We start from the raw sequence: 23744 nt of genomic DNA on the forward strand, positions 1-23744 counted from the left end.
GCGGGATCAGGACGGTGAGTCCTGGCCCGCCCCCGAGCGATCCGACTTGCTCACGGCTGATGTGAAGCGACTGACGATGCCGTAGTAGTGAGTGGGCGCGATCCGGCCCAGGAAGTCGAACACGTAGGCGTCGGGTCCGACCAGGATGCGCGCCTTGCCCCGCTCCACCCCGCGATGAATCACCTCGGCGGCCTTATCGGGCTGGGTCAGCGTCAGCGCGGCGAACTCGGTGACCATCTGCTGGTGGCTGCGTCCGCGGCCCTCCGGATCCTTGCGGAACCGGGCATTGGCCACGATATTGGTGTTGATCCCGCCCGGATGCACGTTGATGGCGCGCACGCCGGTGCCGCGGAGTTCCTGACGCAGCGAGTCAGTGAAGCCGCGGACGGCGAACTTGGCTGCGCAGTAGGCACTCTGGTGGGGCATGCCGACCAGGCCGAAAACGCTGGAGGTGTTGACGATGGCGCCGGAGTCCTGGGCGACCAGGAACGGCAGGAATGCTCTGGTGCCGTTGACCACACCGTGAAAGTTGATATCCCACAACCACTGGTCGTCCTCGACGACACTGTCCAGCACACTTGACGACACGGACACGCCGGCATTGTTGAACACCGCGCCCAGCGGCGCTGGCGCCCATTCCCCGACCTCCTTGGCGAAGTCAAGTTGCGCCGCGGCGTCGCGGACGTCGAGCACCCGGGTCAGTGTCGGCCCGGTGAGGCTCGCCTCGGTCTCCTTCAGCGCTTGCTCATTGACATCGGCAAGTGCCACGGGACAACCGTTCGACGAGAGCCGCTGTGCCAGCGCCCGGCCGATTCCGGATCCCGCGCCGGTGATGACGACCGTTCTGCCACTGATGACATGTGCCGGTGACTGGCTCATAGTCGCTCCTCTGCGATGTCGGGTACTGAACTGCGGACGTGGTCGATAATCAGGTCCCGAAGCTGACCCCAGGCGCCCGTCGGTAAATCGTGGCCCATACCGACGACGGTCCTCAGCTGCGCGCCAGGTATGGCGCGTGCGGTGGCCGCGCCGCCGGTGGGGTTCACCATACGGTCGCGGTCGCCGTGTATGACCAGAGTTGGGACATTAATCTGCCGGAGTTCGGCGGTGCGATCGCCAGAGGCGAAGATGGCGGCGAGCTGGCGGGTGACACCGTCGGTGGTGGGGTCGCGGTCCCAGGCGGTACCTGCCTTATCGCGCACCCACTCCTCGTCGAACGGGTATCCGTGCGAACCGATGTGGCCGAACATCCGCACCGCCGTGTCGACGGCCTCGGCACGGGTGCGGGCGGGTTTCGCAGTCGCCATGCGCCACCACGTCGTGGCTGCGGGCCGTCCGATGCGTGCCGCGCCGGTGGTCGACATGATCGAGGTCAGCGTGCGGACCCGACCTGGGTAGTGGGCGGCGACGGTCTGGGCGATCATGCCGCCCATCGAGACGCCGACGAGGTGGGCATCGCGGTGGCCGAGCGCGTCCAGCAGACCGACGGTGTCTCGCGCCATGTCCCCGAGGTGGTACTGGCGTTCGTGGTTGCGTCCCCGCAGCACGGCCAACGTGCTGGGTGCCGGGAAGTCCATGTGCGTCGAACGGCCGACGTCCCGATTGTCGAAGCGGATGACCCGGTAGCCGCGGGACGCGATGCCTGCGGCGAGTTCGGCCGGCCAGGTGTGCTTCTGCTGGCCGAGTCCGGCGATGAGCACGACCGTTTCGTGGTTCGGGTCGCCGAACGCGTCATGGCACAGTTCGATACCGCGGCCGACGGGTACGACGGCCTCGGCGTCCGTCACGCCCTGACCTTGCCCGCCGAGCTGGCGGCCGACGCGACGGGTGGCGAGACCACGCGACGGTAGACGACCGCACGCCCGCCATGGCCGGGCGCCGTCGCGACACCCCGTGAATGAGGGGGCTCGCCGGCGGCGTAGGTGGTACCGAACTCGAACTCCTGCAACAGGGTCCGCAGCGTCACCATCATCTCCATGTTGGCGAACGCGGCGCCGATACACCTGCGGATGCCGCCTCCGTACGGAATCCAGGCATGCGTGTCGGGCGGGTTCCCGACGAACCGGTCCGGGTTGAACGTCTCGGCGTCGGCGAAGCTGCGCTCTCCTGCGTGTGCCAACGAGATGCTGACGAGCATGACGTGCCGCTCCGGAATCACCCACTCCCCCAGCCTGATCCGCTGTTTGCTCATCCGGGCGGTTCCGTTGATCACAGGGCGGGTGCGCTGCACCTCGAAGATGGTGGCCTGCAACAGGTCCGATCCGCCGGCGTCGACCTCATCGGCGAGGCGATTGCAAAGCCGAGGGTGCCTGCGGATCCGCTCGACTGCCCACGCCAGAGTGGTGGCCGTGGTCTCGTGACCCGCGGCGAGCAGGGTCAGCAGCTCATCGGCGACGTGGTCATCGGTGATCGGCGAGCCATCCTCGTACCGCGCCTGCAGCATCAGCGCCAGTACGTCGCCGCGTTCCTCGAATGACGGATCTCGACGCGCGTCGGCGATGAGCGTCGCGACGATCGCGTCGTAGCGGCGACGAAGCTTCTCCACCCGCCGCCACGGGCTCAACGGACCGTGGTCGCGGCGGAAGGCGGGCGGCATCACCGCGAGCCGCGACGCCTTCAACACCATCGTGGGCAACAGGTCTCTCAGTTCCTCAAGGGCCGCGCCGTCCGCGCCGAACACCGCGCGAAGGATTGCGTTGAGCGTGATCCGCATCATCGACGGCAGCGTTTCGAACTCCTGCCCTTCTGGCCAGGAGGCGATCTCCCGCTGCACCTCTTCGGAGATGATGTGCTCGTAGCCCTGCATGCGCTTGCCGTGGAACGCCGGAACCAGCAATTTGCGACGCTGGCGATGCGCGGTGCCGTCCAGGCTGAACGTCGAACCGGGACCGAAGACCTCGCCGAGCGTGCCCGCACGGGCGATCAGGTCGCTGTTCATCGTGAACAGTTCCTTGACGAGTGCGGGGTCGCTGATGACGACGGTGGGCCCGAAGATCGGCAGGTTGAGCGTGAACTCCGATCCATAGCGCCTGGCCACCGCCGCGACCGCCTTGTCCCGGTTGGCCAGGAACGCGATGCCCTGCACCAGCTTCGGTATACGCGTGCTCGGTGGAAGCCGTACTGGATCAGTGGTCGCCCCGCCCACGTCGAAACCTCCAGAGTCGGTACTCAGTGCCTCCAGAGTCGGCACTCAGTTCGAACTGCGACGGTACGCCTCAGTACCGGGGGGGCACAACCCCCCGTCAGCGATGCTCCCGCCAGAAGTCCACGACCACCTTGGCGGTCCGCGCTGGATCCTGCGTCATCCACCAGTGCCCGAGCCCGTCGAACACCACGACTCCGGCACCGGCCCTGCCCGCGGCACGACGCCGCTGGTCCTCGGTGCCGACGTAGGTGTCCTCGGCGGGCAGCAGGGCCAGACCTGGCCGTGCTGCGGCCTTGTGCAGATGCTCACCCGCACGGTCGGCGACGATGGGCTGGGCGGCCGAGCGGTACAGCGTCAGGATGCAGCGGCCCATCGCCTCGTCCATACCCGGCGCGACCCGCTCCGCCACGTCGCCGGCCATCCCGGCAGCGGTGAGGAACGCTGTGCGGTCCGCGACGGCGGCGCCGGCCAGACCCGCGACCACAGCCTCTCCCACCTCGGGGGTCTGCCACTGCTGCGCCATGTCATGCCAGACGTAGTCGGCGTCGAAAACGCCGAGCACATCCGACACCCACGTGCGAACGAGGTCCGGTCGCGTCATCGCGACGTTGAGCACGTGCCCGCCGCCCCAGTCGTGGCCGAACAGGTCGACCGGCGCACCGATCCTCTCGAGTTCGCCGACCAGCCAGGCGTGGTAGCCGTCCATCGTCGCGTCGAACCCGTCGGGCACCGGCGCACCGAATCCGGGTGGCGACAGGCGGACGACATCGGTCTCCCCGAGCTGGGCCAGTTCGGCGACGAATGGGTCCCACACCTCCGCCGTCTCGGGTACGCCATGGACCAGGACCACCGTCATCGAAACCTCCATCGTCGCGACTGCCGCACGACAGGCAACCTACGCCCGTCAGAACAGGGTCGGTTGCAGCTCCGGCCCCACGACCGGAGCAACAGGTGGCGCGCGGAAGGATCGCTGGTCTCCGGCGAGGCGGTGTCGACGCACCAGTGGCGCGGCCCGCTCACGCAACATGTCGCGGTAACTCTGCGGGAGATACGCTCCCCGGCCGTACAACTCGCGGTAGGGCCGGACGAGCCGCGGGTAGTCTCGGGCGAGCCACGACATGAACCATCCCCGCGTCGACCCCCGCAGATGCAACCCGAATATCGTCACACCGGTGGCGCCGGCGGCGGCGATGTCGGAGAGCAGTGCGTCGAGTTGCTCAGCGGAATCGGTGAGCATCGGCAGTACCGGCGCGACCATCACGTGAGGGTCCAGGCCCGCTTCGCGGATGGCGCGGATCAGCCCTAGCCTGGCCCGCGGCGTCGGCGTCCCGGGCTCCACCTGCCGGTGCAGATCGAGATCCCCGACCGCCAGTGAGACCGCCACGCTCACGTCGACGCGACGGCCCGCCTCGGCAATCAGCGGCAGGTCACGTTGCAGCAGTGTGCCCTTGGTGAGAATCGAGAATCCGGTGCCCGAATCAGCCAGCGCACCAAGAATTCCCGGCATCAGCGCGTACCGCCCCTCCGCCCGCTGATAGGGATCGGTGTTGGTGCCCAGCGCCACCGTCTCGCGTGTCCACGACCGACGCCGAACCTCCCGGGCCAGCACCTCGGCGACGTTGGTCTTGACGACTACCTGCGTGTCGAAGTCAGCACCGGAATCGAAGTCCAGGTACTCGTGGGTCGGCCGGGCGAAGCAGTACCGACACGCGTGACTGCATCCGCGGTAGGCATTGACGGTGAATCGAAACGGCAGGTTCGCAGAGTCGGGCACCTTGTTCAGGGCCGACTTGCACAGAATCTCGTGGAAGGCCATGCCCTCGAACTGCGGTGAGCGGACCGTGCGGACGAAGCCGAGGCGCTGCAGTCCCGGTAGCGCACCGTCATCGACATCGACACCCTGACCATCCCACCGCACACCTAATTCGAACGCCTGTTCGATCAATTGTCAAGCGTCAGGTCACAGCAGTGAGGCGATCAGGACGTTGGTAAGCGTTCCACCGACTATCGACAGCAGGAGATTTCGCCGCCAGAGGTGAAGCCCGACAGTCACCGCCAGTGCCGCCAGCGCGGCCCACCGCTGCAGTCCCTCGGCCGTCGGAATCTCACGCAGCGTGTAAAACGCGAGGATCACCATGACCCCGAGCGGCATGTGCAGGCTCAGATAGCGCACCACCACCGAGCGTCGCAGCGGGGCGAGTGCCGCGAACGGCAGCGCGCGCAGCGCCCACGTGATCGCGGCGCTGACCGCCACCATGGCCGCGATGTGTGCCGGGTCAGCCATGGCCACGTCGCCACTTCGCCAGCGCCAACCGGCCGACCACGATGGCGGTGTACCCGGCGAACGCGCTCACCAGCATCCACTCGGGCGCGACGAGCCACGCCACGATCGCGCAGCCGGCCGCGCACACCGCGAGCAACACCTCCGGCCTGACCCGGTAGGCGTCGATGGCGAGCACCACGAACAACGCGGTCAGCGCGAAGTCCAGGCCCTGCACCCGTTCGATCGGGAGTGCCGAGCCGGCCAATGCGCCGATGGTCGCCCCGAGCACCCAGGCGACCTGGAATATGAACTGCACGAGCAGGATGCGCCTGGACGTCCAGCCCGCCGGCTCAGCGGAGGTGACCGCATAGGCCTCGTCGGTCAGTGCGTACGTGCTGTAGACCTTCGCGAGCCGTCCGTTAACGCGGTCGAGTGGGAAGGACAGCGCATAGAAGACGTGGCGCAGGTTGACGATGAGGGTCGTTGAGGCCACCACGGCCAGCGGTGCCGCCGCCACCGCGAGCGGAACCAGGAGGAACTCCAGCGAGCCGGCGTAGACCACCGCCGTGAAGACCGTCGCCCACCACCAGGGCAGACCGGCGTGCACGACGACGAGCCCGAACGCCAGGCCCAGGGAGAACAGCCCGAGGCCGACGGGTGCGGCGATCGCGGGCACCGGGCTCCGTCGCTCCACCCTGGCGATCCTAGGAGCGAGGTGTCAGCGCGCCCGCGCCGCGGTCAATCCCGCGGGCGGGTGCGTGACTGATGTGTCAGTTCCAGGAGCGCAGCTGGCACTGCGTGGCGAACGGTCCGGTCTGCTCCACGACCACCTGACCGTCGACCGTGATCTCGCAGCGCACGTTCGGGTCGGCCTGCATCGCGTGGGCGGCGCCGCTCGCGGAGACGAACGCCCACTGCGAGTCACCCAGCGTGGTTTCGAAGACCCACGGTGCTCCGGGCGCCAGGTTGACCTTCTCGCTCTTGACGAACGCGTTCGGGTCGGCGTGGTAGGCCTCCAGGCTCGGGGGCGCCGCGAACGCGTAGTAGAGATTGAAGTCTCCCGGACCCACCGATGTCAGCGTGTACTTGACCTGGTGCTCCGCGGGCTCGGCGGTGGCGGTGCCCTGGCCTATGGCCAGTGCCCCCGCGCCCATCATCACGATCGAACCGCAGGCCGCCAATATCTTGGTTGTCGCTGTACGCATGATCCTCACATCGGCGCACGGTACCGGAACGTTACATTCGTCGGCCATCCGTGTTGTCCGGGGCGGCTCGAAGCCGCTCAATGCCGCCCAATGCCGTGGAATCCCACAAACACGCGGCGAACACCCCGGGAACTCGTCGTTAATTTGTTCGTGACGTACAGAAATTCCACAGAAACAAAGCCTCTCTAACGTCCCGATTCGACGCCTCACGGCGTCGCAAACTCCTGCGCTCGCACACCGACACGCATCGGTGCGGGAGTCCTGCCGGTTCGACGAAAGGTTGTTCATGGGGTTGTTCGAGGGGCGCATCACCCGCGCAAGGGTGAGCAGATCGGCGCTGGTCGCGGGAAGTTTGATCGCCACGTCAAGCCTGCTGTTGGCGGGCTGTGGCAGCAAGGCCAGTGACACCGAGGGCGCCAGCGCCGAGTCGTGCGTGGACACCGCGGGCTCGACCATCAAGGTCGGTTCGCTCAACTCGCTGTCGGGCACGATGGCGATTTCCGAGGTCACCGTGCGTGATGCGATCAAGCTCGCGGTCGACGAGATCAACGCCTCCGGCGGCGTAATGGACAAGCAGATTCAGATCGTCGGTGAGGATGGCGCATCCGAGCCCACCGTGTTCGCGGAGAAGGCCGAGAAGCTCATCAGCAGCGACTGCGTGGCCGCGGTGTTCGGTGGCTGGACCTCGTCGAGCCGCAAGGCCATGCTGCCGGTCTTCGAGAGCAACAACTCGCTGCTCTACTACCCGGTGCAGTACGAGGGCCTGGAGTCGAGCAAGAACATCTTCTACACCGGTGCCACCACCAACCAGCAGATCGTTCCCGCGCTGGACTACCTCAAGGAGAAGGGCGTCAAGTCCCTCTACCTGGTCGGTAGCGATTACGTCTTCCCCCAGACCGCGAACCGGATCATCAAGGCGTACGCCAGCGCCAACGGCATCGAGATCAAGGGCGAGGACTACACGCCGCTGGGCTCGACGGACTTCTCGACGATCGTCAACAAGGTCCGCACCGCCGACGCCGACGCCGTGTTCAACACGCTCAACGGAGACTCGAACGTCGCGTTCTTCCGCGAGTACAAGAACGTGGGCATGACCCCAGAGACGATGCCCGTGGTGTCGGTCTCGATCGCCGAGGAAGAGGTCGGCGGCATCGGCGTGCAGAACATCACCGGACAGCTGACCGCCTGGAACTACTACCAGACCATCGACACCCCGGTGAACAAGAAGTTCGTCGAGGCCTACAAGAAGGCCTACGGCGCCGACAAGCCCACATCAGACCCGATGGAGGCGGCCTACGTCTCGGTCTACCTGTGGAAGAACACTGTCGAGAAGGCGAAGTCGTTCGATGTCAAGGCAATCCAGGACAACGCCGGTGGCGTGACGTTCGAGGCGCCCGAGGGTCTGGTGACCATCGACGGCGAGAACAACCACATCACCAAGACTGCTCGCATCGGCGAGATCCGTCCCGACGGCTTGATCTACACCATCTGGGAGTCCCCCGGCCCCATCGAGCCGGACCCGTACCTGAAGTCCTACCCCTGGGCCGCCGGGCTCTCCGGTTAACACATGGATGTCCTGATCGGACAGCTGGCAACAGGATTGAGTCTCGGCTCAATCCTGTTGCTGGCTGCACTGGGCCTGTCATTGACCTTCGGGCAGATGGGCGTCATCAACATGGCGCACGGCGAGTTCATCATGGCTGGCTGCTACACCGCCTACGTCGTTCAGCAGGTGGTCTCCAATACGGGTGCTTCACTGCTGATCTCGTTGGTGGTCGGCTTCTTCGTCGGCGGCGCCATGGGTGTGCTGTTGGAGGTCACACTGATTCAGCGAATGTATGACAGACCGCTGGACACGCTCCTGGTCACATTCGGTGTCGGCTTGATCCTGCAGCAGATTGCCCGTGACGTCTTTGGCGCTCCGGCCGTCAACGTGGTTGCCCCCGAATGGCTCTCGGGTGGGGTGCAGATCTTCGGAGCGGTTGTTCCGAAGACTCGCATCTTCATCCTGATCCTGGCCGCGGTCGCCGTGGTGGTCCTGGCCACCGCCTTGAAGACCAGTCCGATGGGTCGCCGAATCCGGGCCGTGGTGCAGAACCGCGATCTGGCGGAGACCAGCGGTATCTCGTCACGCAGGACCGATATCACGACATTCTTCATAGGCTCCGGACTTGCCGGCGTCGCGGGCGTGGCATTGACGCTCATCGGTTCGACGAGTCCGACCACCGGTCAGAGTTACCTGATCGACGCGTTCCTGGTCGTCGTGGTCGGTGGGCTGGGCCAGATCAAGGGCACCGTCATCGCCGCGCTCGGTATCGGGTTCCTGAACTCGTTCATCGAGTACAACACCACGGCATCGCTGGCCAAGGTGATTCTGTTCGTGATCATCGTGTTCTTCCTGCAGGTCCGCCCGCAGGGACTCTTCACGGTTCGGACGAGGAGTCTGGTATGAGAAGCCTGATCGGTCGCTGGCAGACGTGGGCCGGTTTCGCCGTCGGCGCCATCGCACTGTTCGGTATCGCTCCGGCGGTGTTGTCGGACTTCCGGCTCGGCCTGCTGGCGAAGTTCCTGTGCTTCGCTATTGTCGCCGTCGGCATCGGATTGGCATGGGGCCGTGGCGGAATGCTGGTGCTGGGCCAGGGCGTGTTCTTTGGGCTCGGCGGCTACATCATGGGCATGCATCTGAAGATCTCCGATGCGGCGCTGGCCAAACAGGCCGTCCCGGACTTCATGCAGATCGCCGGGGTGAAGCAGTTGCCCGCGTACTGGCAGCCGTTCGAGTCGCCGCTGGTGACGCTGCTGGCCGTCCTGCTGGTGCCCACCGCGCTGGCGGCACTTCTCGGCCTCGGTGTGTTCAAGCGCCGCGTCAAGGGCGCCTACTTCGCCATCCTGTCGCAGGCGCTGGCGGCAGCACTGGCGATCCTGCTGATCGGCCAGACCAGCATCGGTGGCAGCAACGGGCTCAACAACTTCCGGACATTCTTCGGCTTCTCGCTGAAGGACCCGGTCAACAAGCAGATGCTGTATTTCATCGCCGCAGCCATCCTGCTGCTGTCGGTGGCGGTGGCGCGTCAGCTCATGCAGAGCCGATACGGGGAACTGCTCGTCGCGGTCCGCGACGGCGAGGAGCGGGTGCGGTTCCTGGGCTATGACCCGGCCAACATCAAGGTCGTCGCCTACGTCGTCGCCGCACTGTTCGCCAGCATCGCCGGTGCACTCTTCGCACCAATAGTCGGTTTCATCGCGCCATCGCAGGTGGGCATCCTGCCGTCGATCGCCTTCCTGATCGGTGTCGCCATCGGCGGCCGCACCACGTTGCTCGGTCCGGTGCTCGGAGCGATCGGCGTGGCATGGGCGCAAACCCTGTTATCCGAACGTTTTCCGTCCGAGTGGACCTACGCCCAGGGGCTACTGTTCATCGTGGTTGTCGGGTTCTTCCCCGCGGGTCTCGCCGGGCTGGGCGTGTTCCTGCGCCGCCGTCAAAAGAACAAACCCGACGATGATCCTGAACCGGTCGCTGTGCCCGATCCCGACCCGGAACCGGAGCCCGAGAAGGCCGGAGTCAACGCATGACACATCAGATCGAAGCACCTCCCCAACCCGCTGCCGGCGGCAACGTCGGGATGGGGACGCAGTACCTCGAAGTCCGGGGCTTGACCGTCGACTTCGACGGTTTCAAGGCCGTCAGCGGCGTCGACCTGACGCTGTTCCAGGGTGACCTGCGCTTCCTCATCGGACCAAATGGTGCGGGTAAGACGACGGTGATCGACGCGATCACCGGCCTGGTGTCCGGCACCGGGTCGGTCAACAAGTCTGGAGTGGAACTACTCGGCAAGAAGGTGCATCAGATCGCCCGACTCGGCGTCGGGCGAACCTTCCAGACGGCCAGCGTCTTCGAGCAGTTGACGGTGCTGCAGAACCTCGACATCGCTGCGGGCGCAGGACGATCCGCGTGGACACTGCTTCGCCGTCGGTCGGGCGTACTGCCTGCCATTGAGGAGGCGCTCGAGATCACCGGCCTCGCCGACCTCGCCGAGAAGCCGGCGGGTGTGCTGGCGCACGGGCAGAAGCAGTGGTTGGAGATCGGCATGCTGCTGGTGCAGAACGCCGACGTGCTGCTGCTCGACGAGCCGGTGGCGGGCATGAGCCACGAGGAACGCGAGGAGACGGGAAACCTGTTGCGGCGCATCGGCGGTGAACGCACGGTCGTGGTGGTCGAGCATGACATGGACTTCATGCGGGCCTTCGCGACGTCGGTCACGGTGTTGGCTCGCGGGCAGGTCATCGCGGAGGGTTCGGTGGCCGAGGTGCAGGCCAACCCGAAGGTCCAGGAGGTGTACCTGGGTACCGCTGCCGCTGGAACAGAGGGCGTGCCCGAAGAACTGCTCGAGGAGGGCTGATGCTCGAACTCATCGACGTTCGGACCGGCTACGGTCGTTCCGAGGTGATCCACGGGGTGAACCTCGAGGTGCCCTCAGATGGCGTGGCCGCTGTCATGGGCCACAACGGGGCGGGGAAGACGACCCTGCTGCGGGCGGCGGTCGGGCTGCTGAAGTGCTCCGGCGGCAGAGTGAAGTTCGATGGTGAGGACATCACCAAACTGCGGCCGAGCGCCCGCGTGACGCGCGGGTTGGCCTACGTTCCGCAGGGCCAGCAGTCCTTCGGTCAGCTGACCACCGCCGAGAACCTGCAGGTGGTCGCCGACGGCCGCAAGAACGGCAAGCAGCTCATCGATGAGCAGCTTGATCTGTTTCCTGCGTTGAGGGAACTGCTCACCCGGCGCGCGGGTCTGCTGTCGGGCGGTCAGCGCCAACAGCTCGCGATCGCGCGGGCGCTCATCACGACACCCACGTGCCTGATCCTCGACGAGCCGACCGAGGGCATCCAGCCCTCGGTCGTCGCCGAGATCGAGTCCGCCATCACGACATTGACCGCTCGCGGCAACCTCGGGGTGCTGCTCGTCGAACAGCACATCGGATTCGCCCTGGAGTCATCGCAGCGGTACTACATCCTCGAGTCCGGACGTGTGACCTCCAGTGGCACGGGCGGTTCAGCATCGGAGGCCGACGTGCGTGCCGCGATGGCCATCTAGACCCCCGAGCGGTTAGCCCCGCGGCATCAGGGGGCCGGCTGGCCGTGCTGCATCTCCCGCATGGCCTCAATCACTTTCGGTTGTTGTTCCGGGCACACATAGCTGACTCCGACGAGGAGCAGCGTGGGGTCGACGGCCGGATCGACCATCTTGACGGCGAGGTCGTCGACGGTGCCGTCACAATCATCGACGGCCGCTCGGTAGACGTCGGCCATATCCGGGTCGCTGGACGCGGAAGGCCATGTCACGATGTCGGCACGCCACGACTCGAGGTCCACCTCTTCAAGGGACTTGATCGAGGTCCCAGCTGCGCAGCCGGCGAGCACCAACGCCCCCGCGAGCAGGCCGACAGTGATCCTCATGGGTCGAGCCTAGAACCTCACAGCTCCAGTAGCACCGTCACCGGTCCGTCATTGACCAGTTCCACCGCCATATCCGCGCCGAACACGCCCGTCTGCACGTGGGCGCCCAGTGCCCGCAACGCGTCGGAGAACGAGTCCACCAGCGGCTCGGCCACCGCCCCGGGAGCCGCGGCGTTCCAGGACGGCCGTCGCCCCTTGGCTGTATCTGCGTACAGCGTGAACTGACTGATCACCAGGATCGGGGCGTCAAGGTCTGCGGCACTGCGCTCGTCGTCGAGAATCCTCAGCCGCCAGAGCTTTTCGGCCATCCGGACCGCGATGTCGACATCGTCGGTATGGGTGACGCCGACGAGTGCGAGCAGACCCTGGCCCAGTGGCGCGATTTCCCCTACCACCTCGCCACCGACTGAAACCCGAGCTGAGCTGACCCGTTGCACCAGTACCCGCATGGACGCCGATGGTGGCACACTCCGGTCATGACTGCACCGGTCGAACCCCGGATCGGTTCTGACCGCTGCAGTGTTCGGCCCTGCGCGTTAACACCGTGCGCTAGGAACCCTCGCCATCCTCACGTGGGCGCAGCATGCGTTCGGGTGGTGGAAGTCGTTGACGCGGGTTTGACCGGCGTCCAGGTGCCAGACACGCACCCTCGCGACCGCCCCTCACACCACCGCGGGGAACTCACGACGCCAGAACTCGGCGATCGCATCACGCCCCGTGATCCACACCTGATCACGGTGAGCGCCCACGTGGCTGAGCAGATCCAGCAGACCTTTGAGCCGGGACGGCCGGCCGATGATTCGGGAATGAAGGCCGATCGACATCACGGCCGGCCGGGCGGTGCTCTGCCTGAGCATCACGTCGAACCCGTCGATCGCATATGTCGAGAAATCGCGGCTGGTGAAGAACTGCCCCTTATAGAACTTGGTGTCATTGACATCGAGCGAGTATGGAACTACCAAGAACGGCTTGCCTTCGACGGGTTCGTAGTAGGGAAGGTCGTCGCTCACCGAGCCCGAGTCGTACCAGAGTCCCGCCTCCGCCAACAGTCGGCGTGTGTGCACGGTGTTCGGTGGCCGCGTGAACCATCCATTGACTGCCCGTCCGGTCACCTCGCGCAGCGCCCCGACGCAAGACTTGATGTCCTCGCGCTGCTGCTCGACCGTCAATGACGTGTGAGGGATCCACCGGTACCCGTGCCCGACAAAGTCACACCCCAAATTGCATAACGCGGAGGTCGCATCCGGATTGCGTTGCAGCGCAAGCGCCGACGCGAAGACCGTTGGAACCACATCGTGATCGCCGAGTGCGTCGAGGACCCTCCAGACGCCGACGCGGCTGCCATACTCGAACGTCGACTCGGCGAACAGCTCCCGATCGCCGTCAGGCACGGAGTAGCTCGCCTCGACCAGTATCTCGCGGTCAAGATCACCATCGAGCACGTTGCGCTCCGCGCCCTCCTCGTAGTTCAAGACGAAGTTGACGGCCAGCCTGGAACCGTTCGGCCAGGTGAAATCGGGTGGGCAGGCCCCGTATCCGACAAAATTCCGTTCTGTCATCGGTCACTCCCTCCTCATCATGGACAGTTCGCGGACGCCGGGCGGGAACAGCGCAGAAGGCGTTAGACCAGCCGACAGACCGAACAGGAGCCGCAGGCGGGCCTTGATCGGATCGAGCACGATCGAACGTACGGCGCCCGCGGCGAGCAGCTCTGTCTCCGAGCCTGGCCCGGCATAGGTCTTCGCGAGCACTGGACCGTCGGAACACCGGCTAGCAAGGACGATCGGTTTACCAGCGGCGGCGAGTTCCACCAGGGCTTCGGCTGCCCCGTGGGACACGTGCCCGCCACCGGCTGCTGCGACGACCAGACCGTTGGCGACTTCGGCGAGGGCGTCGATCTCGTCCCTGCCGGCACCGCCGACCACGGAGACGATCGCCACCGTGGCGCTGGGCGGCGCCGTGGTCGGCAAACGGGTGAGCAGCGGCGACGGGCCCAACACGAGCACGGGTTCGTCCTCCAACACGAAGCCGACCGGCCCGGCGCTCGGTGAGGTGAAGGCGGCGACTCTCGCACTGTGCTGCTTGGTCACCAGGGTGGCGAGGTGAATCTCGTCGTGCATCACTACGACGGGGCCGTAGGCGGCGACCTGAGCGCAGCGCGCCACCGCAATCGCCGCCCGGAGGTTCGCCGGACCGTCGTCGCCGTGTAGGTGCGCCGCTCGCATGGCTCCAGTCAGGACGACCGGCGCTGTGGTGTCGACGAGCAGCGCCAACCCATACGCGGTTTCCTCGAGTGTGTCGGTCCCATGCGTGATGACGACGCCGTCGGCGCCCTCCTCGATCTCGGTCCGGACCGCCATGGCGATCTGCCAAATCTCCTGGGACCCAACGTCGCGGGATGATCGGGTAAAGACATCGCGAACTCTGAACTCGACATCTTGGACACCGACGACCGCCAGGAGTTCGCGGGCGCCCGCTACGGGCCGTGGCCCGTCCGGCGTTGGACGGTTGGCGATTGTGCCGCCGACGCCGAGGACGCTGATCACGGGTGTGGCCACTTCAGCGCTCCGTCAGTAGGTGACGGCAGTCGTCAAGCTCTGTCAAGTTCGCGAATCGTTCCCACCACGATGCGGCGGTGGCGTCGTCTCCGATGAGAGCGACGAACTTGGCACGGTGCTCCGCGGCGCTGAGTGGACGGCTTGGATGCCCCTTGGCGTTCTCGACGTGGTAACTGGAGGTGCCTGCCAACGTCGTCACAGTGACGCGCGTCGTAGCCTTCTCCGGCCACTGACGTTCCAAGTCCGGGTCGACGCGAACGTCGACCCGCCGAGCGAATTCCGCGACCTCGGGCTTGAACTCGAACGCGTCGACGTCGGTGCGTCCAGTGATGAGTGCGGTCGCCACGGCGTACGCCAGGGAGAACCGGCCCGATAGCTCGTCGGTCGCCATACCCACGTTGACCTTCTGACCAACCTCGACCGTCTCCACCAGGACATGGTCGACGTCGGCCGGGTCGAGACCGTCGCCAGCCAGGCCGAGCGCCGCCTCCAGACCGGTGTGCGTGAGTGCGCACGCGCTGTGCACCTTGAAGTAGTTGTCCATGATCGCGAGCCTGTCGTGATCGAGGGTCAAGTCGAGGTCAGGCGAGGGCTTGCCGATCATGCCGAAGAACTCCTCCAGTACAAGCGCCAGTGCGTTCGAGGACCCGCGGAAGCCGGCGCGAGCCATGTCCGTAGCGCGAATGCCGGTGGCGGCGGAGTGTCCGGTGTACGCGTTGCGCGCTGTCGCGCCGTCGTAGCAGGCCTGCCAGGTCGCAGCGATCGGCGTGGTTCCCGCGACACGGGCCGCTTTGACCGGGTCCACATCGGACAGGAGGGCGACGCCAACAGCGGCACCGATTCCGCCGATGTGTCCGTGCGGGTGCACTGTCGGACGGGTACGCACCGATCGGAACAGTCGCGCGGCGACCTCGTAGCCCACCACGAAGGCCCGCAGCAGGGCATGTCCCGACGAACCGTGCCGTTCGGCCGCGGCGATCACCGCCGGCGCCACGTGCATCGCCGGGTGTCCTGTGGGCCGCATCCCCTCATCCAGCTCGAGGAATGTTCCTGCTGTGGCGTTGAGCCAGGCGGCGTGCAGTGGATGCGCACTGCCGACACCCCACACTGAAGCAACGTGTCCGGTGAGCCCGGCGGAACCGCGACTTACCAGTCCGCCCGACAGATCCGTCTCGACGAGCTTGCTCATCGCGGAAGTTCGATGTCCCGCCACGGCCACCGCGACGGTGTCGGCGAGCGTCGTCTGGGCCCGTTCGACTGTCGCTCGAGAAAGGCGGTCGACGTCGAGCGAACTGATGCTCCGACACACCTCGTCGATCGCGTGGCCTGTGATCATCTGCTGAGCTCCGACCCCTTGGTTTCGCGAAGCGACAGCACCGCCGCCGAGCTCAGCGCGATCACCGCGACGAGGTACAGCCCGACGGCCGTCATGCCGAAGGCCTGGTACAGCGCGACGGCGATGAACGGAGCCACCGCGGCGCCGAGCAGGGATCCGGCTTGATTGGCGGCAGTGATGCCCGAGTATCGGACCTGCGTCGGGAACAGCTCGGCGAAGTAGACGCCGATGGGTGCGTAGCTCATACCGACCATGAAAGCGAAGAGCGCCAGGCCCGCCGTGTAGAGCTCGGGTCGGCCGGTCTGCACCATGGCCAGCATCGGGAAGGTCGTGACGAGCGCGCCCACCAGGCCGATCAGGAGTGCGGGGCGGCGGCCACACAGGTCGGCGATTCGTGCCGAGACAAGCATGCCGACGCAATAGACGCTCGCCGCGACCAGGATGCCCAGCAGCGCCGCCGGCTGGCTGATGCCGAGCACCTTCGTCGCGTGCGACAACAGGAACACGAAGGCCACGTAGAACGTCGTGCTGACGGCGACGTATGTCAGCGTGGTCAGCACGGTGGTGCGGGAATGTTCACGGAACACCCGCAGGAGTGGGAGCCCGCTGTGCGTGTCCACGGAGCTTCGCTTCTTGAGTTCGGCAACGAACACCGGAGACTCGCGTACACGCAGGCGAAGGATGAGTCCGACCACGATCAACAGGATGCTGCCGATGAACGGCACTCGCCAACCCCAGTCGAGGTAGGTGTCCTTCGGGATCACGGTCGAGACGATGAGCAGGACCGCCGTGGACAGAATGAGCCCCGCCGTGACTCCCTGTTGCGGCCAGACAGATAGCCGCGCTCGGCGGTCGGGCGGTGCGAACTCGGTTGCCATCAGGATCGCGCCGCCCCACTCGCCACCCACAGCCGCACCCTGGACGAACCTGAGGAGCACGAGGAGCACAGGAGCGAGGGCTCCGATCGTCTCGTAGGTCGGCAGAAACCCGACGAGACACGTGCTGACACCCATCAGGAGTAGTGAGGCCACCAACGTGGCCTTGCGGCCCGCCTTGTCTCCATAGTGGGCAAATATCAGGCCGCCGAGCGGACGCGCGATGAACGCCACGGCGATCGTGCCGAAGGAGGCCAACGTGCCGCCGGCGGAGCCCAGTCCTGGGAAGAATTTCTCCGGGAAGACCAGCGTTGCGGCACTCGCGTACAGGTAGAAGTCGAACCACTCGATGGTGGTGCCGATGAACGCTGCCTTGGCGACCTTCTTCGCCTCGGCGATGTCCGGAGGGGCAGCTGTCTCGGCAACGAGTGTCGCCTTGGTCGATGCGTCGTCCAGGGGCACGATGCGCTCTCTCTCATAGTGGTGGGTGGCGTCGGTCGGGTGAAGTCGCCCATCGGTGGGCACGCGGTGCTCCCGTCTCATCCAGTTGCACTCGGCCGGCTACCGCGTCGGAGCCGATCGGCGATGTCGGCAAACGCGCGGTTCTGCACGTCCGGGTCGATGTGGACATTGACGAGCGCTGGACCTCGCTGGACCTGTAGCCAGTCCGCGAGGTCGGCGAGTTGAGAATCGAAGCGCACATCGAGTGATGGGATGCCGAAACCTGTTGCAATGGTGGCAATATCGGGCCATGGGTGATCCGACGGCCCGCTCGGCATGCCTTTGACGGTCATCGCATGGCGTTCCTGGCCGTACCCTCCGTCGTCCAGGACGAAGAATGTGATGGCGAGGCCGTAGCGGACCGCTGTGGCCAGCTCGTTGAGGCTCATCACGAAGCAACCGTCACCGAGCACCACCGTCACGCGGTCCCGGGGCCGCGCCACAGCGGCGCCGATCGCGATGCCGATCCCCTGGCCGATTGCGCCGAAGTCATGGCTGAACGCGTAGTCACGCGGCGAGTGGACCGAAAGCCCTTGCTGAGCAAACGAACCGAAGTGCCCAGCGTCCACGACGAGAATTCGCCCCTCGGGCAACGCCTGTTCGAGCGCGGCAACCGCCCGTGCGGGGTGGACCCGGTCAGCGTCTTCTCGATACGTGTCGAGAGGCGGCTCGGGATACTCCTCGGCACGGAACCAAGGTGCGCGCTCAGGAGTCGAGAGCTGCTTCTGGGCCGCGGCTATCCGCTCTGCCACGGCACGGGCGTCGCCCACGATCCCGACCCCGTCGTGAGCAGCGATCACACGGTCGTCGACATCGATTCGGATGACCTGAGTTTGGCGCAGGGCGGCGCCGCCGTCGGTCGTCCACTGATTGACGGAGGCGCCAAGAACCAAGATGCAGTCCGCCTGCGCGAGCGCCTGGGTCGCAGCGACTACGCCGAGCCCACCGGCGACGCCGACGTGGTGGTCGTGGTCGGCGAGGAATCCCTTCGCCTTCAGGCTCGTCACGATCGGGGCGCCGAGTACTCGGGCCAGCTCACCGACGACCCCGGCGGTATCCGAGAACGCTAGGCCGCGGCCGACGAGAAGGGCCGGCCGTTCGGCCGAGCGCAGGGCCTGCACCGCCGAGTCGACCTCTGGGGCGCTCGGCGCGGGGACTGGTGAGCCGACAGCGGCCCTTGAGTAAGCCGGGAGGTCGTCGGAGCCCTGTGTCAGAAGCACATTGGTCGGCGCGTTGAGGACGGCGGGACCCCTGCCCGACCGCACGTGCTCGAACAGGTCACGCACGCTGTCGTTCACCTCGTCGGGGGAGGCCAGCTCCGTGACTCGGGCGCCGGTCGACCGCAGGAAGGCAAACTGCTCAAACGCCTGCGGGTGTCCCAAGTCGCCGTTCGGGGTGTCCGGTGCGATGAACACCAGCGGCGAGCCGGCCTTGACCGCCGTGACCACTGAGGTGCCCGTGTTGGTGACTCCGGGTCCATGGGTCACGGTCACGACGCCCGGGGTGCCGGAGAACCTTGCGTACCCGTCGGCCATCGCCACCGCCCCCTGCTCATGGCAGCTGTGGACGACCTGGATTCTCGCGGACTGCTCCAGCTCGCTGACCAGATCGAGGTTGCCGTCACCCATCAGCGCGAAAACTGTCGTGACCTCTTCGGCGTGGAGTGCGTCGACGATTCGCTGCACTGTGTTGCATGTCATAGACGGCAATCGTATGCGGCCGAATACAACAATGCAATGGCTGACGTTTGTCGATTATTCGCAATTGTTAAGTGCTGCACCGAAAAAGGCTCAGGCCCCGCCGTGAGGCGGGGCCTGAGCCCTGAGATCTACTGAGTGCGACGCGTTTACGCGCTCACCGGCGCGGCCAGCACCGCAGTTCGAGCCGCCGCTAGGCCCGCCTGCCGGCCGAACACAGCACCGGCAGCCAGACCGCTGCCACCCGGGTAGTTGTGATAGAACAACCCGCCGACGGTCTCGCCCGCCGCGAATAGCCCGGCCATCGGCTCACCGTCCTCCATCCGGACTTGCCCGGATGGATCGATGCGCACACCGCCAAACGTGAAGGTAATCCCGCACGTAACGCCGTAGGCGTGGAAAGGTGGCACGTCGATCGACTGTGCCCAGTTGCTCTTGGGGGGCACGATTCCGTCGGTACTGACGCCGTCTTTGATCGAGGGGTCAAAAGCGCCCGGTCGCACAGCCGCGTTGTATGTCTCTACCGTCTCGACCAGCGCGTGCTCGTCGACGCCCATCCGCCTGGCGAGCTCAGCGATTGAACTCGCCTCGAACTTCGTCACGCCGGGGACCTCATACTCGGCTCGCTGCAGCAGTGGCGTCGTCTTGGCGTCGAAGATCTGGAACGCACGCGCCGAGGGCTGCTGCAGGATCTCCGCACCGTACTTGGCGTACGTGTAATTCCGGAGATCCGCACCCTCATCAAGGAACCTCTTACCTTCCACATTCACCACGATGCTCAGCGGATACGACTGCTTCGTATAGCGATTCGTCAACTCAGGGTCCCCGGTCTCGGGCGCGTTCGCATCCCATGCGACGGCGTGCGCGCCACTCCAGTGGCCCACGGGTGCAGCGCCGGCCGCCACGGCCGCCATCAGTGCAGTGCCGGTGTTGTGGGGCGTCCCCCGGACCTTGGCGAGGTCCCAGTTCTTGCCGAGAAACTGCGCGCGCAGATTGGCACTGCTCTGAAAGCCGCCCGAGGCCAGAACCACGGCGCGTGAAAGGAACTCCCGATTTCCCGAGCCAACCCCAACCACGCGGCCCGATTCGTCCTGCATCAGGCGATCGACCGGAGTCTCGAACTGGATACGGACGCCAAGCCGCTCGGCGATCGCGCGATGCGTCGCGACCATGGCCTTTCCACCCCCAAGTGCAGCCAGGGGGAGGTTGCCCCAAAAGCGGTGTCGCCCTTCGATCTCGTAGGACTGACGCTCGTACTGCAGGCAGAACCGCATGCCCAGTCCACGCATCCAGCGCAGCGTGTCGGCGATCTGCGACACCAGCACGTCAACCAGCTCGCTGTCGCATCGCCCGTGTGTCGTCTTACGCATGTCCTCGGCGAATGCACTCGCGGGGTACGGCTCGATTTCCACTGGGCCACAACCCTGGTCGTCATCGATCAATGCGGCAAGATCCTCAGGACCGGCATGAGTGGTGCGAATGGCGCCCGCCGTGTAGTACGTGTTACCGCCGATCTGCGCTTCCGGCGCCTTCTCCAGCATCAGGACGGTGGCGCCGGCCTCGGCCGCAGCATGGGCGGCGCAAAATCCTGCGTTGCCCGTGCCGACGACGATGACGTCGACGACAGTGGATGATGATGCGGGATCAGACATGTGGTTCTCCGGTTCAGTTTTGGCCGCGTGAGCGGTACACGGATGTGCGCTGGGAGATGATGCGAATCGACGTCGCCTTGCGGAAGTGGTCGAACGCCGCCGTGTGTGCGGCATCTGGGTCCCTGCTAGCGATGGCCGCGGCAATCGCCTGGTGCTCGGCGAGCGCCTCCCGCTGCCGTTCGACGGTGCGAAGCGTTGTCGAGTCCAGGCGCTCGATGATCGACCGCGTGTGGAGCAGGTTGCGCTTCAGGAAGTTGTTGCGGGCGGCATCCCATACCGCGTCGTGGAACGCGTGATTCAGCTCGAGCACGTACTCGATGTCGCCACCTATGGCCGACTCGAATTGGCGGTTGAGTTCGTCAAGCAGACCGAGATCGAGTTCGGAACGCGAGGAGGCCGCCAATTGTGCTGCAAGAGCCTCCAGTGCGTCGCGGACCGTGCATGCCTCGGCTAGCTCGTCGATCGAAAGCTCGTTGACCACCAGCCCCTGGGGCGAGGCGCGGAGAAGGTCGACCGACTGGAGGCGGCGCAGCGCCTGCCCCGCAGGCGTCCTGCTCACACCGGCCCGCGCGGCAACGATCTCCTCAACCACCCGCTCTCCCGCTGCGAACTCACCTCGCATGATGGCCAGACGGAGATATTCGTACAACTCGTCGGCGATTGGCTTCTTTCCTGGCAGTTCAATCTGGTCCATGGACTCCCCCTCTCTCAGCACCCCAGTAGAGTACCACTGAATGCGACCGCATTCCTAGATATGCAAGAGTCCTATGTCAGCCGAGTCGAATTCGGGAATGAGTGACCCATTCATCTGCGGCGGAGCACAGGCTCAGTTGGGCCACCGAGGCTCAAAAGGACAGCACGACACTCGCCGAGTGTCGGCTTGTGTCACGCGAAACCTCGCTCGAGCGTGGCGGTAACCAACGTTCGGCGAGTAGAGAGGGCCGGACCGCGTCCTAGACCAGGCGGACCATTCCCAGCCGGGACAGCACGGCACTGACGGCAGCATCGGTCGCGACGTCCACCTGCTCACCGTTGGTGAGATCCTTCACGCCCACGGTGCCGGCCTCGATGTCACGGTCCCCCGCCACCAGCGCCAGCGACGCACCCGAACGGTCTGCGGCACGCATCGCACCCTTGAGCCCGCGGTCACCGTAGGCGAGGTCGACCCGCACACCCGCCGCACGCAGTTGTGCGGCCAGCTTGGCCAGTTCGAGCTTGGCGGCGGATCCGAGTGGTACCGCGAACACGTCGACGCGCGCCGTCTCACCGACGACCTTGCCCTCGGCCTTCAGCGCCAGCACCGTGCGGTCGACGCCCAGCCCGAATCCGATGCCCGACAGATCCTGTCCGCCCAGCTGCTTCATCAGCCCGTCGTAGCGACCGCCGCCACCGATGCCCGACTGCGCGCCCAGCCCGTCGTGCACGAACTCGAATGTGGTCTTGGTGTAGTAGTCCAACCCCCGCACCATCCGCGGGTTGATGACATATGCCACCCCGAGCGCGTCGAGATGTGCGAGCACGGTGTCGAAGTGCGCCTTGGCCACCTCTGACAGGTGATCGAGCATCAACGGCGCGTTCGCGGTCATCTCCCGCACGTGGGGACGCTTGTCGTCGAGCACCCGCAGCGGGTTGATCTCGGCCCGCCTGCGAGTGTCCTCGTCCAGATCGAGGGTGAACAGGAACTCCTGCAACAGTTCCCGGTACTGCGGCCGGCAGGTGTCATCGCCCAGGGAGGTGATCTCGAGCCGGAAACCGTCGAGCCCCAACGACCGAAATCCGCTGTCCGCAATGGCGATAACCTCGGCATCCAGAGCCGGATCGTCAACGCCGATGGCCTCGACACCCACTTGCTGAAGTTGGCGGTACCGCCCGGCCTGCGGCCGTTCGTAGCGGAAGAAGGGACCCGAGTAGCAGAGCTTGGCCGGCAGCGCGCCACGGTCCACGCCGTGCTCGATAACCGCCCGCATCACCCCGGCCGTGCCCTCGGGCCGCAGCGTCACCGACCGGTCGCCGCGGTCGGCGAAGGTGTACATCTCCTTGGAGACGACGTCGGTGGACTCGCCGACACCGCGTGCGAAAAGCGCCGTGTCCTCGAAGATCGGTAGTTCGATGTAGCCGTAGCCCGCGAGTCGGGCGGCGTCGAGCAGACCGTCGCGCACGGCCACGAACTGCGCGGACTCGGGCGGCAGGTAATCGGGAACGCCCTTGGGCGCCTGAAACTGTGTCATCTAGGACAAACCTTCGAGGAATGGGTTCAAACGGCGTTCGGCGCCGATGGTCGTCTTCGGGCCGTGTCCCGGTAGTACCACGGTGGCATCGTCGAGCACCAACAGTTTCTCGACGATCGAGGTGATGAGGTCGCGGCCGCTGCCGCCGTCGAGATCGGTGCGGCCGATGGACTCCTTGAACAGCGTGTCACCCGTGAACGTCAGGTCAACGGGCCCGTCCGTCACCCGGAAGCACACCGATCCCCTGGTGTGACCCGGCGTGTGGTCGACGGTGACGGTCATCCCGCCAAGTTCGACCTTGTCGCCGTCGCGGTCGAGTTCGACCACCTGACGCGGCTCGCCGAAGAGCGAGCCGACGGCGAACTGCGCCAGCCGCGGACCAAATCCCTTTATCGGGTCGGTCAGCATGGCCCGATCCTCGGGATGAATGAAGGCCGGGCACCCGTAGGTGTCCGCGACCTTCTGCGCCGACCAGATGTGGTCGATGTGTCCGTGCGTCAGCAGTACGGCCGCGGGGGTCAGCCGGTTGTCGTCGAGAATCTTGCGCAACCGCGGCATCGCCCGCTGGCCGGGGTCGACGATGATCGCGTCGGCCCCCTGGCCGGGCGCCAGCACGTAGCAGTTGCACTGCAACCACCCCGCCGGGAAACCCGTGACAAACACATCCCCAGTTTCCCACCTCCTGTTTTTGCGAGTCGCGCCACCCGCACTCAGCATCTGCTGGCACACTCGGTGCCGACTATGCGCTGATGTCGCCGACACGGCGGGTTCAGCACTGTCGCCGTACCGGCGACTAGGCCAACACGAGAATGACCACCACGAGAATGGAG

The 23744-nt window shown here is 65.9% G+C and carries 24 protein-coding genes; 5 read left to right on the plus strand and 19 right to left on the minus strand.

The genetic code is table 11. The annotated features are described in order from the left end of the window. Positions 1-6: 6 nt before the first annotated feature. The 8 genes from ACZY0X_RS15110 to ACZY0X_RS15145 form a co-directional block, all read right to left on the minus strand. On the minus strand, positions 7-879 hold the full coding sequence (locus ACZY0X_RS15110; protein WP_463771487.1) for an SDR family NAD(P)-dependent oxidoreductase: 873 nt from the start codon (positions 877-879) through the stop codon (positions 7-9). After that, positions 876-1787, minus strand: a complete 912-nt coding sequence (locus ACZY0X_RS15115) for an alpha/beta fold hydrolase (protein WP_463771488.1) — start codon at positions 1785-1787, stop codon at positions 876-878. The genes ACZY0X_RS15110 and ACZY0X_RS15115 overlap by 4 nt, the downstream gene beginning before the upstream one ends. After that, positions 1784-3145, minus strand: coding sequence for a cytochrome P450 (locus ACZY0X_RS15120; RefSeq protein WP_463771489.1), 1362 nt, complete (start codon positions 3143-3145; stop codon positions 1784-1786). The genes ACZY0X_RS15115 and ACZY0X_RS15120 overlap by 4 nt, the downstream gene beginning before the upstream one ends. A 97-nt stretch (positions 3146-3242) precedes the next feature. Then, positions 3243-4001 (minus strand): alpha/beta fold hydrolase, encoded by a 759-nt coding sequence (locus tag ACZY0X_RS15125; protein WP_463771491.1) that lies wholly within the window; start codon positions 3999-4001, stop codon positions 3243-3245. A 48-nt stretch (positions 4002-4049) separates the two neighbouring features. Continuing rightward, a complete protein-coding gene (locus ACZY0X_RS15130; protein WP_463771613.1) occupies positions 4050-5063 on the minus strand; it encodes an Rv2578c family radical SAM protein in 1014 nt (337 codons plus the stop codon). Between the two features lie 42 nt (positions 5064-5105). Next, positions 5106-5429 (minus strand): branched-chain amino acid transporter permease, encoded by a 324-nt coding sequence (locus ACZY0X_RS15135; RefSeq protein ID WP_463771492.1) that lies wholly within the window; start codon positions 5427-5429, stop codon positions 5106-5108. After that, complete coding sequence (locus ACZY0X_RS15140) at positions 5422-6102, minus strand: AzlC family ABC transporter permease (RefSeq protein ID WP_463771493.1); 681 nt, start codon at positions 6100-6102, stop codon at positions 5422-5424. The genes ACZY0X_RS15135 and ACZY0X_RS15140 overlap by 8 nt, the downstream gene beginning before the upstream one ends. 76 nt (positions 6103-6178) lie before the next feature. Continuing rightward, entirely contained in the window at positions 6179-6613 is a 435-nt protein-coding gene (locus tag ACZY0X_RS15145) for a hypothetical protein (protein ID WP_463771495.1), read from the minus strand. 286 nt (positions 6614-6899) lie between these two features. Between ACZY0X_RS15145 and urtA the strand changes: the two genes are divergently transcribed. The 5 genes from urtA to urtE are packed head-to-tail and all read left to right on the plus strand — an operon-like array spanning position 6900 to position 11705. Next, a complete protein-coding gene (gene urtA, locus ACZY0X_RS15150; protein ID WP_241399334.1) occupies positions 6900-8177 on the plus strand; it encodes an urea ABC transporter substrate-binding protein in 1278 nt (425 codons plus the stop codon). A gap of 3 nt (positions 8178-8180) precedes the next feature. Next, complete coding sequence (gene urtB, locus ACZY0X_RS15155) at positions 8181-9065, plus strand: urea ABC transporter permease subunit UrtB (protein WP_463771496.1); 885 nt, start codon at positions 8181-8183, stop codon at positions 9063-9065. After that, positions 9062-10186, plus strand: a complete 1125-nt coding sequence (gene urtC / locus ACZY0X_RS15160; protein ID WP_463771497.1) for an urea ABC transporter permease subunit UrtC — start codon at positions 9062-9064, stop codon at positions 10184-10186. The genes urtB and urtC overlap by 4 nt, the downstream gene beginning before the upstream one ends. Continuing rightward, on the plus strand, positions 10183-11013 hold the full coding sequence (gene urtD, locus ACZY0X_RS15165; protein ID WP_463771499.1) for an urea ABC transporter ATP-binding protein UrtD: 831 nt from the start codon (positions 10183-10185) through the stop codon (positions 11011-11013). The genes urtC and urtD overlap by 4 nt, the downstream gene beginning before the upstream one ends. Next, positions 11013-11705 (plus strand): urea ABC transporter ATP-binding subunit UrtE, encoded by a 693-nt coding sequence (urtE, locus tag ACZY0X_RS15170; protein ID WP_463771501.1) that lies wholly within the window; start codon positions 11013-11015, stop codon positions 11703-11705. The genes urtD and urtE overlap by 1 nt, the downstream gene beginning before the upstream one ends. Before the next feature lie 26 nt (positions 11706-11731). Here urtE and ACZY0X_RS15175 read toward each other — a convergent pair whose 3' ends face one another. The 11 genes from ACZY0X_RS15175 to ACZY0X_RS15225 all read right to left on the minus strand — a co-directional run bounded on the left by ACZY0X_RS15175 (position 11732) and on the right by ACZY0X_RS15225 (position 23577). After that, positions 11732-12067: a hypothetical protein gene (locus ACZY0X_RS15175; protein WP_463771502.1), complete on the minus strand. Its 336-nt coding sequence runs from the start codon at positions 12065-12067 to the stop codon at positions 11732-11734. 17 nt (positions 12068-12084) lie between these two features. Then, complete coding sequence (dtd, locus tag ACZY0X_RS15180; RefSeq protein WP_463771503.1) at positions 12085-12516, minus strand: D-aminoacyl-tRNA deacylase; 432 nt, start codon at positions 12514-12516, stop codon at positions 12085-12087. A gap of 213 nt (positions 12517-12729) precedes the next feature. After that, positions 12730-13626 (minus strand): polysaccharide deacetylase family protein, encoded by an 897-nt coding sequence (locus ACZY0X_RS15185; RefSeq protein ID WP_463771505.1) that lies wholly within the window; start codon positions 13624-13626, stop codon positions 12730-12732. A gap of 3 nt (positions 13627-13629) precedes the next feature. Further along, positions 13630-14625, minus strand: coding sequence for an asparaginase (locus tag ACZY0X_RS15190; protein ID WP_463771507.1), 996 nt, complete (start codon positions 14623-14625; stop codon positions 13630-13632). Between the two features lies 1 nt (position 14626). Next, a complete protein-coding gene (locus ACZY0X_RS15195; protein ID WP_463771508.1) occupies positions 14627-15961 on the minus strand; it encodes an MmgE/PrpD family protein in 1335 nt (444 codons plus the stop codon). Beyond that, entirely contained in the window at positions 15958-17361 is a 1404-nt protein-coding gene (locus ACZY0X_RS15200; RefSeq protein ID WP_463771510.1) for an MFS transporter, read from the minus strand. Before ACZY0X_RS15200 ends, ACZY0X_RS15195 begins: the two co-directional genes overlap by 4 nt. Before the next feature lie 14 nt (positions 17362-17375). Then, positions 17376-19037: a thiamine pyrophosphate-binding protein gene (locus ACZY0X_RS15205; protein ID WP_463771512.1), complete on the minus strand. Its 1662-nt coding sequence runs from the start codon at positions 19035-19037 to the stop codon at positions 17376-17378. Positions 19038-19183: 146 nt separating this feature from the next. Beyond that, complete coding sequence (gene tcuA / locus ACZY0X_RS15210) at positions 19184-20686, minus strand: FAD-dependent tricarballylate dehydrogenase TcuA (protein WP_463771514.1); 1503 nt, start codon at positions 20684-20686, stop codon at positions 19184-19186. 13 nt (positions 20687-20699) lie between these two features. Beyond that, positions 20700-21380, minus strand: coding sequence for a GntR family transcriptional regulator (locus tag ACZY0X_RS15215; protein WP_463771516.1), 681 nt, complete (start codon positions 21378-21380; stop codon positions 20700-20702). A gap of 259 nt (positions 21381-21639) precedes the next feature. After that, positions 21640-22914 carry a histidine--tRNA ligase gene (gene hisS / locus ACZY0X_RS15220; protein WP_463771517.1) on the minus strand — a complete coding sequence of 425 codons (1275 nt, stop codon included), beginning with the start codon at positions 22912-22914 and terminating at the stop codon, positions 21640-21642. After that, complete coding sequence (locus ACZY0X_RS15225; RefSeq protein WP_241399343.1) at positions 22915-23577, minus strand: MBL fold metallo-hydrolase; 663 nt, start codon at positions 23575-23577, stop codon at positions 22915-22917. Positions 23578-23744: the final 167 nt, after the last annotated feature.

The sequence above is a fragment of the Mycobacterium sp. IDUB_39 genome (assembly GCF_055419205.1).

Coding starts and splice junctions, on each gene's coding strand:
- ACZY0X_RS15205 (WP_463771512.1), bottom strand. CDS start 19,037: ATGACATGCAACACAGTGCAGCGAATCGTCGACGCACTCCACGCCGAA.
- ACZY0X_RS15195 (WP_463771508.1), bottom strand. CDS start 15,961: ATGATCACAGGCCACGCGATCGACGAGGTGTGTCGGAGCATCAGTTCG.
- ACZY0X_RS15145 (WP_463771495.1), bottom strand. CDS start 6,613: ATGCGTACAGCGACAACCAAGATATTGGCGGCCTGCGGTTCGATCGTG.
- ACZY0X_RS15185 (WP_463771505.1), bottom strand. CDS start 13,626: ATGACAGAACGGAATTTTGTCGGATACGGGGCCTGCCCACCCGATTTC.
- ACZY0X_RS15175 (WP_463771502.1), bottom strand. CDS start 12,067: ATGAGGATCACTGTCGGCCTGCTCGCGGGGGCGTTGGTGCTCGCCGGC.
- ACZY0X_RS15125 (WP_463771491.1), bottom strand. CDS start 4,001: ATGACGGTGGTCCTGGTCCATGGCGTACCCGAGACGGCGGAGGTGTGG.
- urtD (WP_463771499.1), top strand. CDS start 10,183: ATGACACATCAGATCGAAGCACCTCCCCAACCCGCTGCCGGCGGCAAC.
- urtA (WP_241399334.1), top strand. CDS start 6,900: ATGGGGTTGTTCGAGGGGCGCATCACCCGCGCAAGGGTGAGCAGATCG.
- ACZY0X_RS15215 (WP_463771516.1), bottom strand. CDS start 21,380: ATGGACCAGATTGAACTGCCAGGAAAGAAGCCAATCGCCGACGAGTTG.
- dtd (WP_463771503.1), bottom strand. CDS start 12,516: ATGCGGGTACTGGTGCAACGGGTCAGCTCAGCTCGGGTTTCAGTCGGT.
- urtB (WP_463771496.1), top strand. CDS start 8,181: ATGGATGTCCTGATCGGACAGCTGGCAACAGGATTGAGTCTCGGCTCA.
- hisS (WP_463771517.1), bottom strand. CDS start 22,914: ATGACACAGTTTCAGGCGCCCAAGGGCGTTCCCGATTACCTGCCGCCC.
- urtC (WP_463771497.1), top strand. CDS start 9,062: ATGAGAAGCCTGATCGGTCGCTGGCAGACGTGGGCCGGTTTCGCCGTC.
- urtE (WP_463771501.1), top strand. CDS start 11,013: ATGCTCGAACTCATCGACGTTCGGACCGGCTACGGTCGTTCCGAGGTG.
- ACZY0X_RS15135 (WP_463771492.1), bottom strand. CDS start 5,429: ATGGCTGACCCGGCACACATCGCGGCCATGGTGGCGGTCAGCGCCGCG.
- ACZY0X_RS15110 (WP_463771487.1), bottom strand. CDS start 879: ATGAGCCAGTCACCGGCACATGTCATCAGTGGCAGAACGGTCGTCATC.
- tcuA (WP_463771514.1), bottom strand. CDS start 20,686: ATGTCTGATCCCGCATCATCATCCACTGTCGTCGACGTCATCGTCGTC.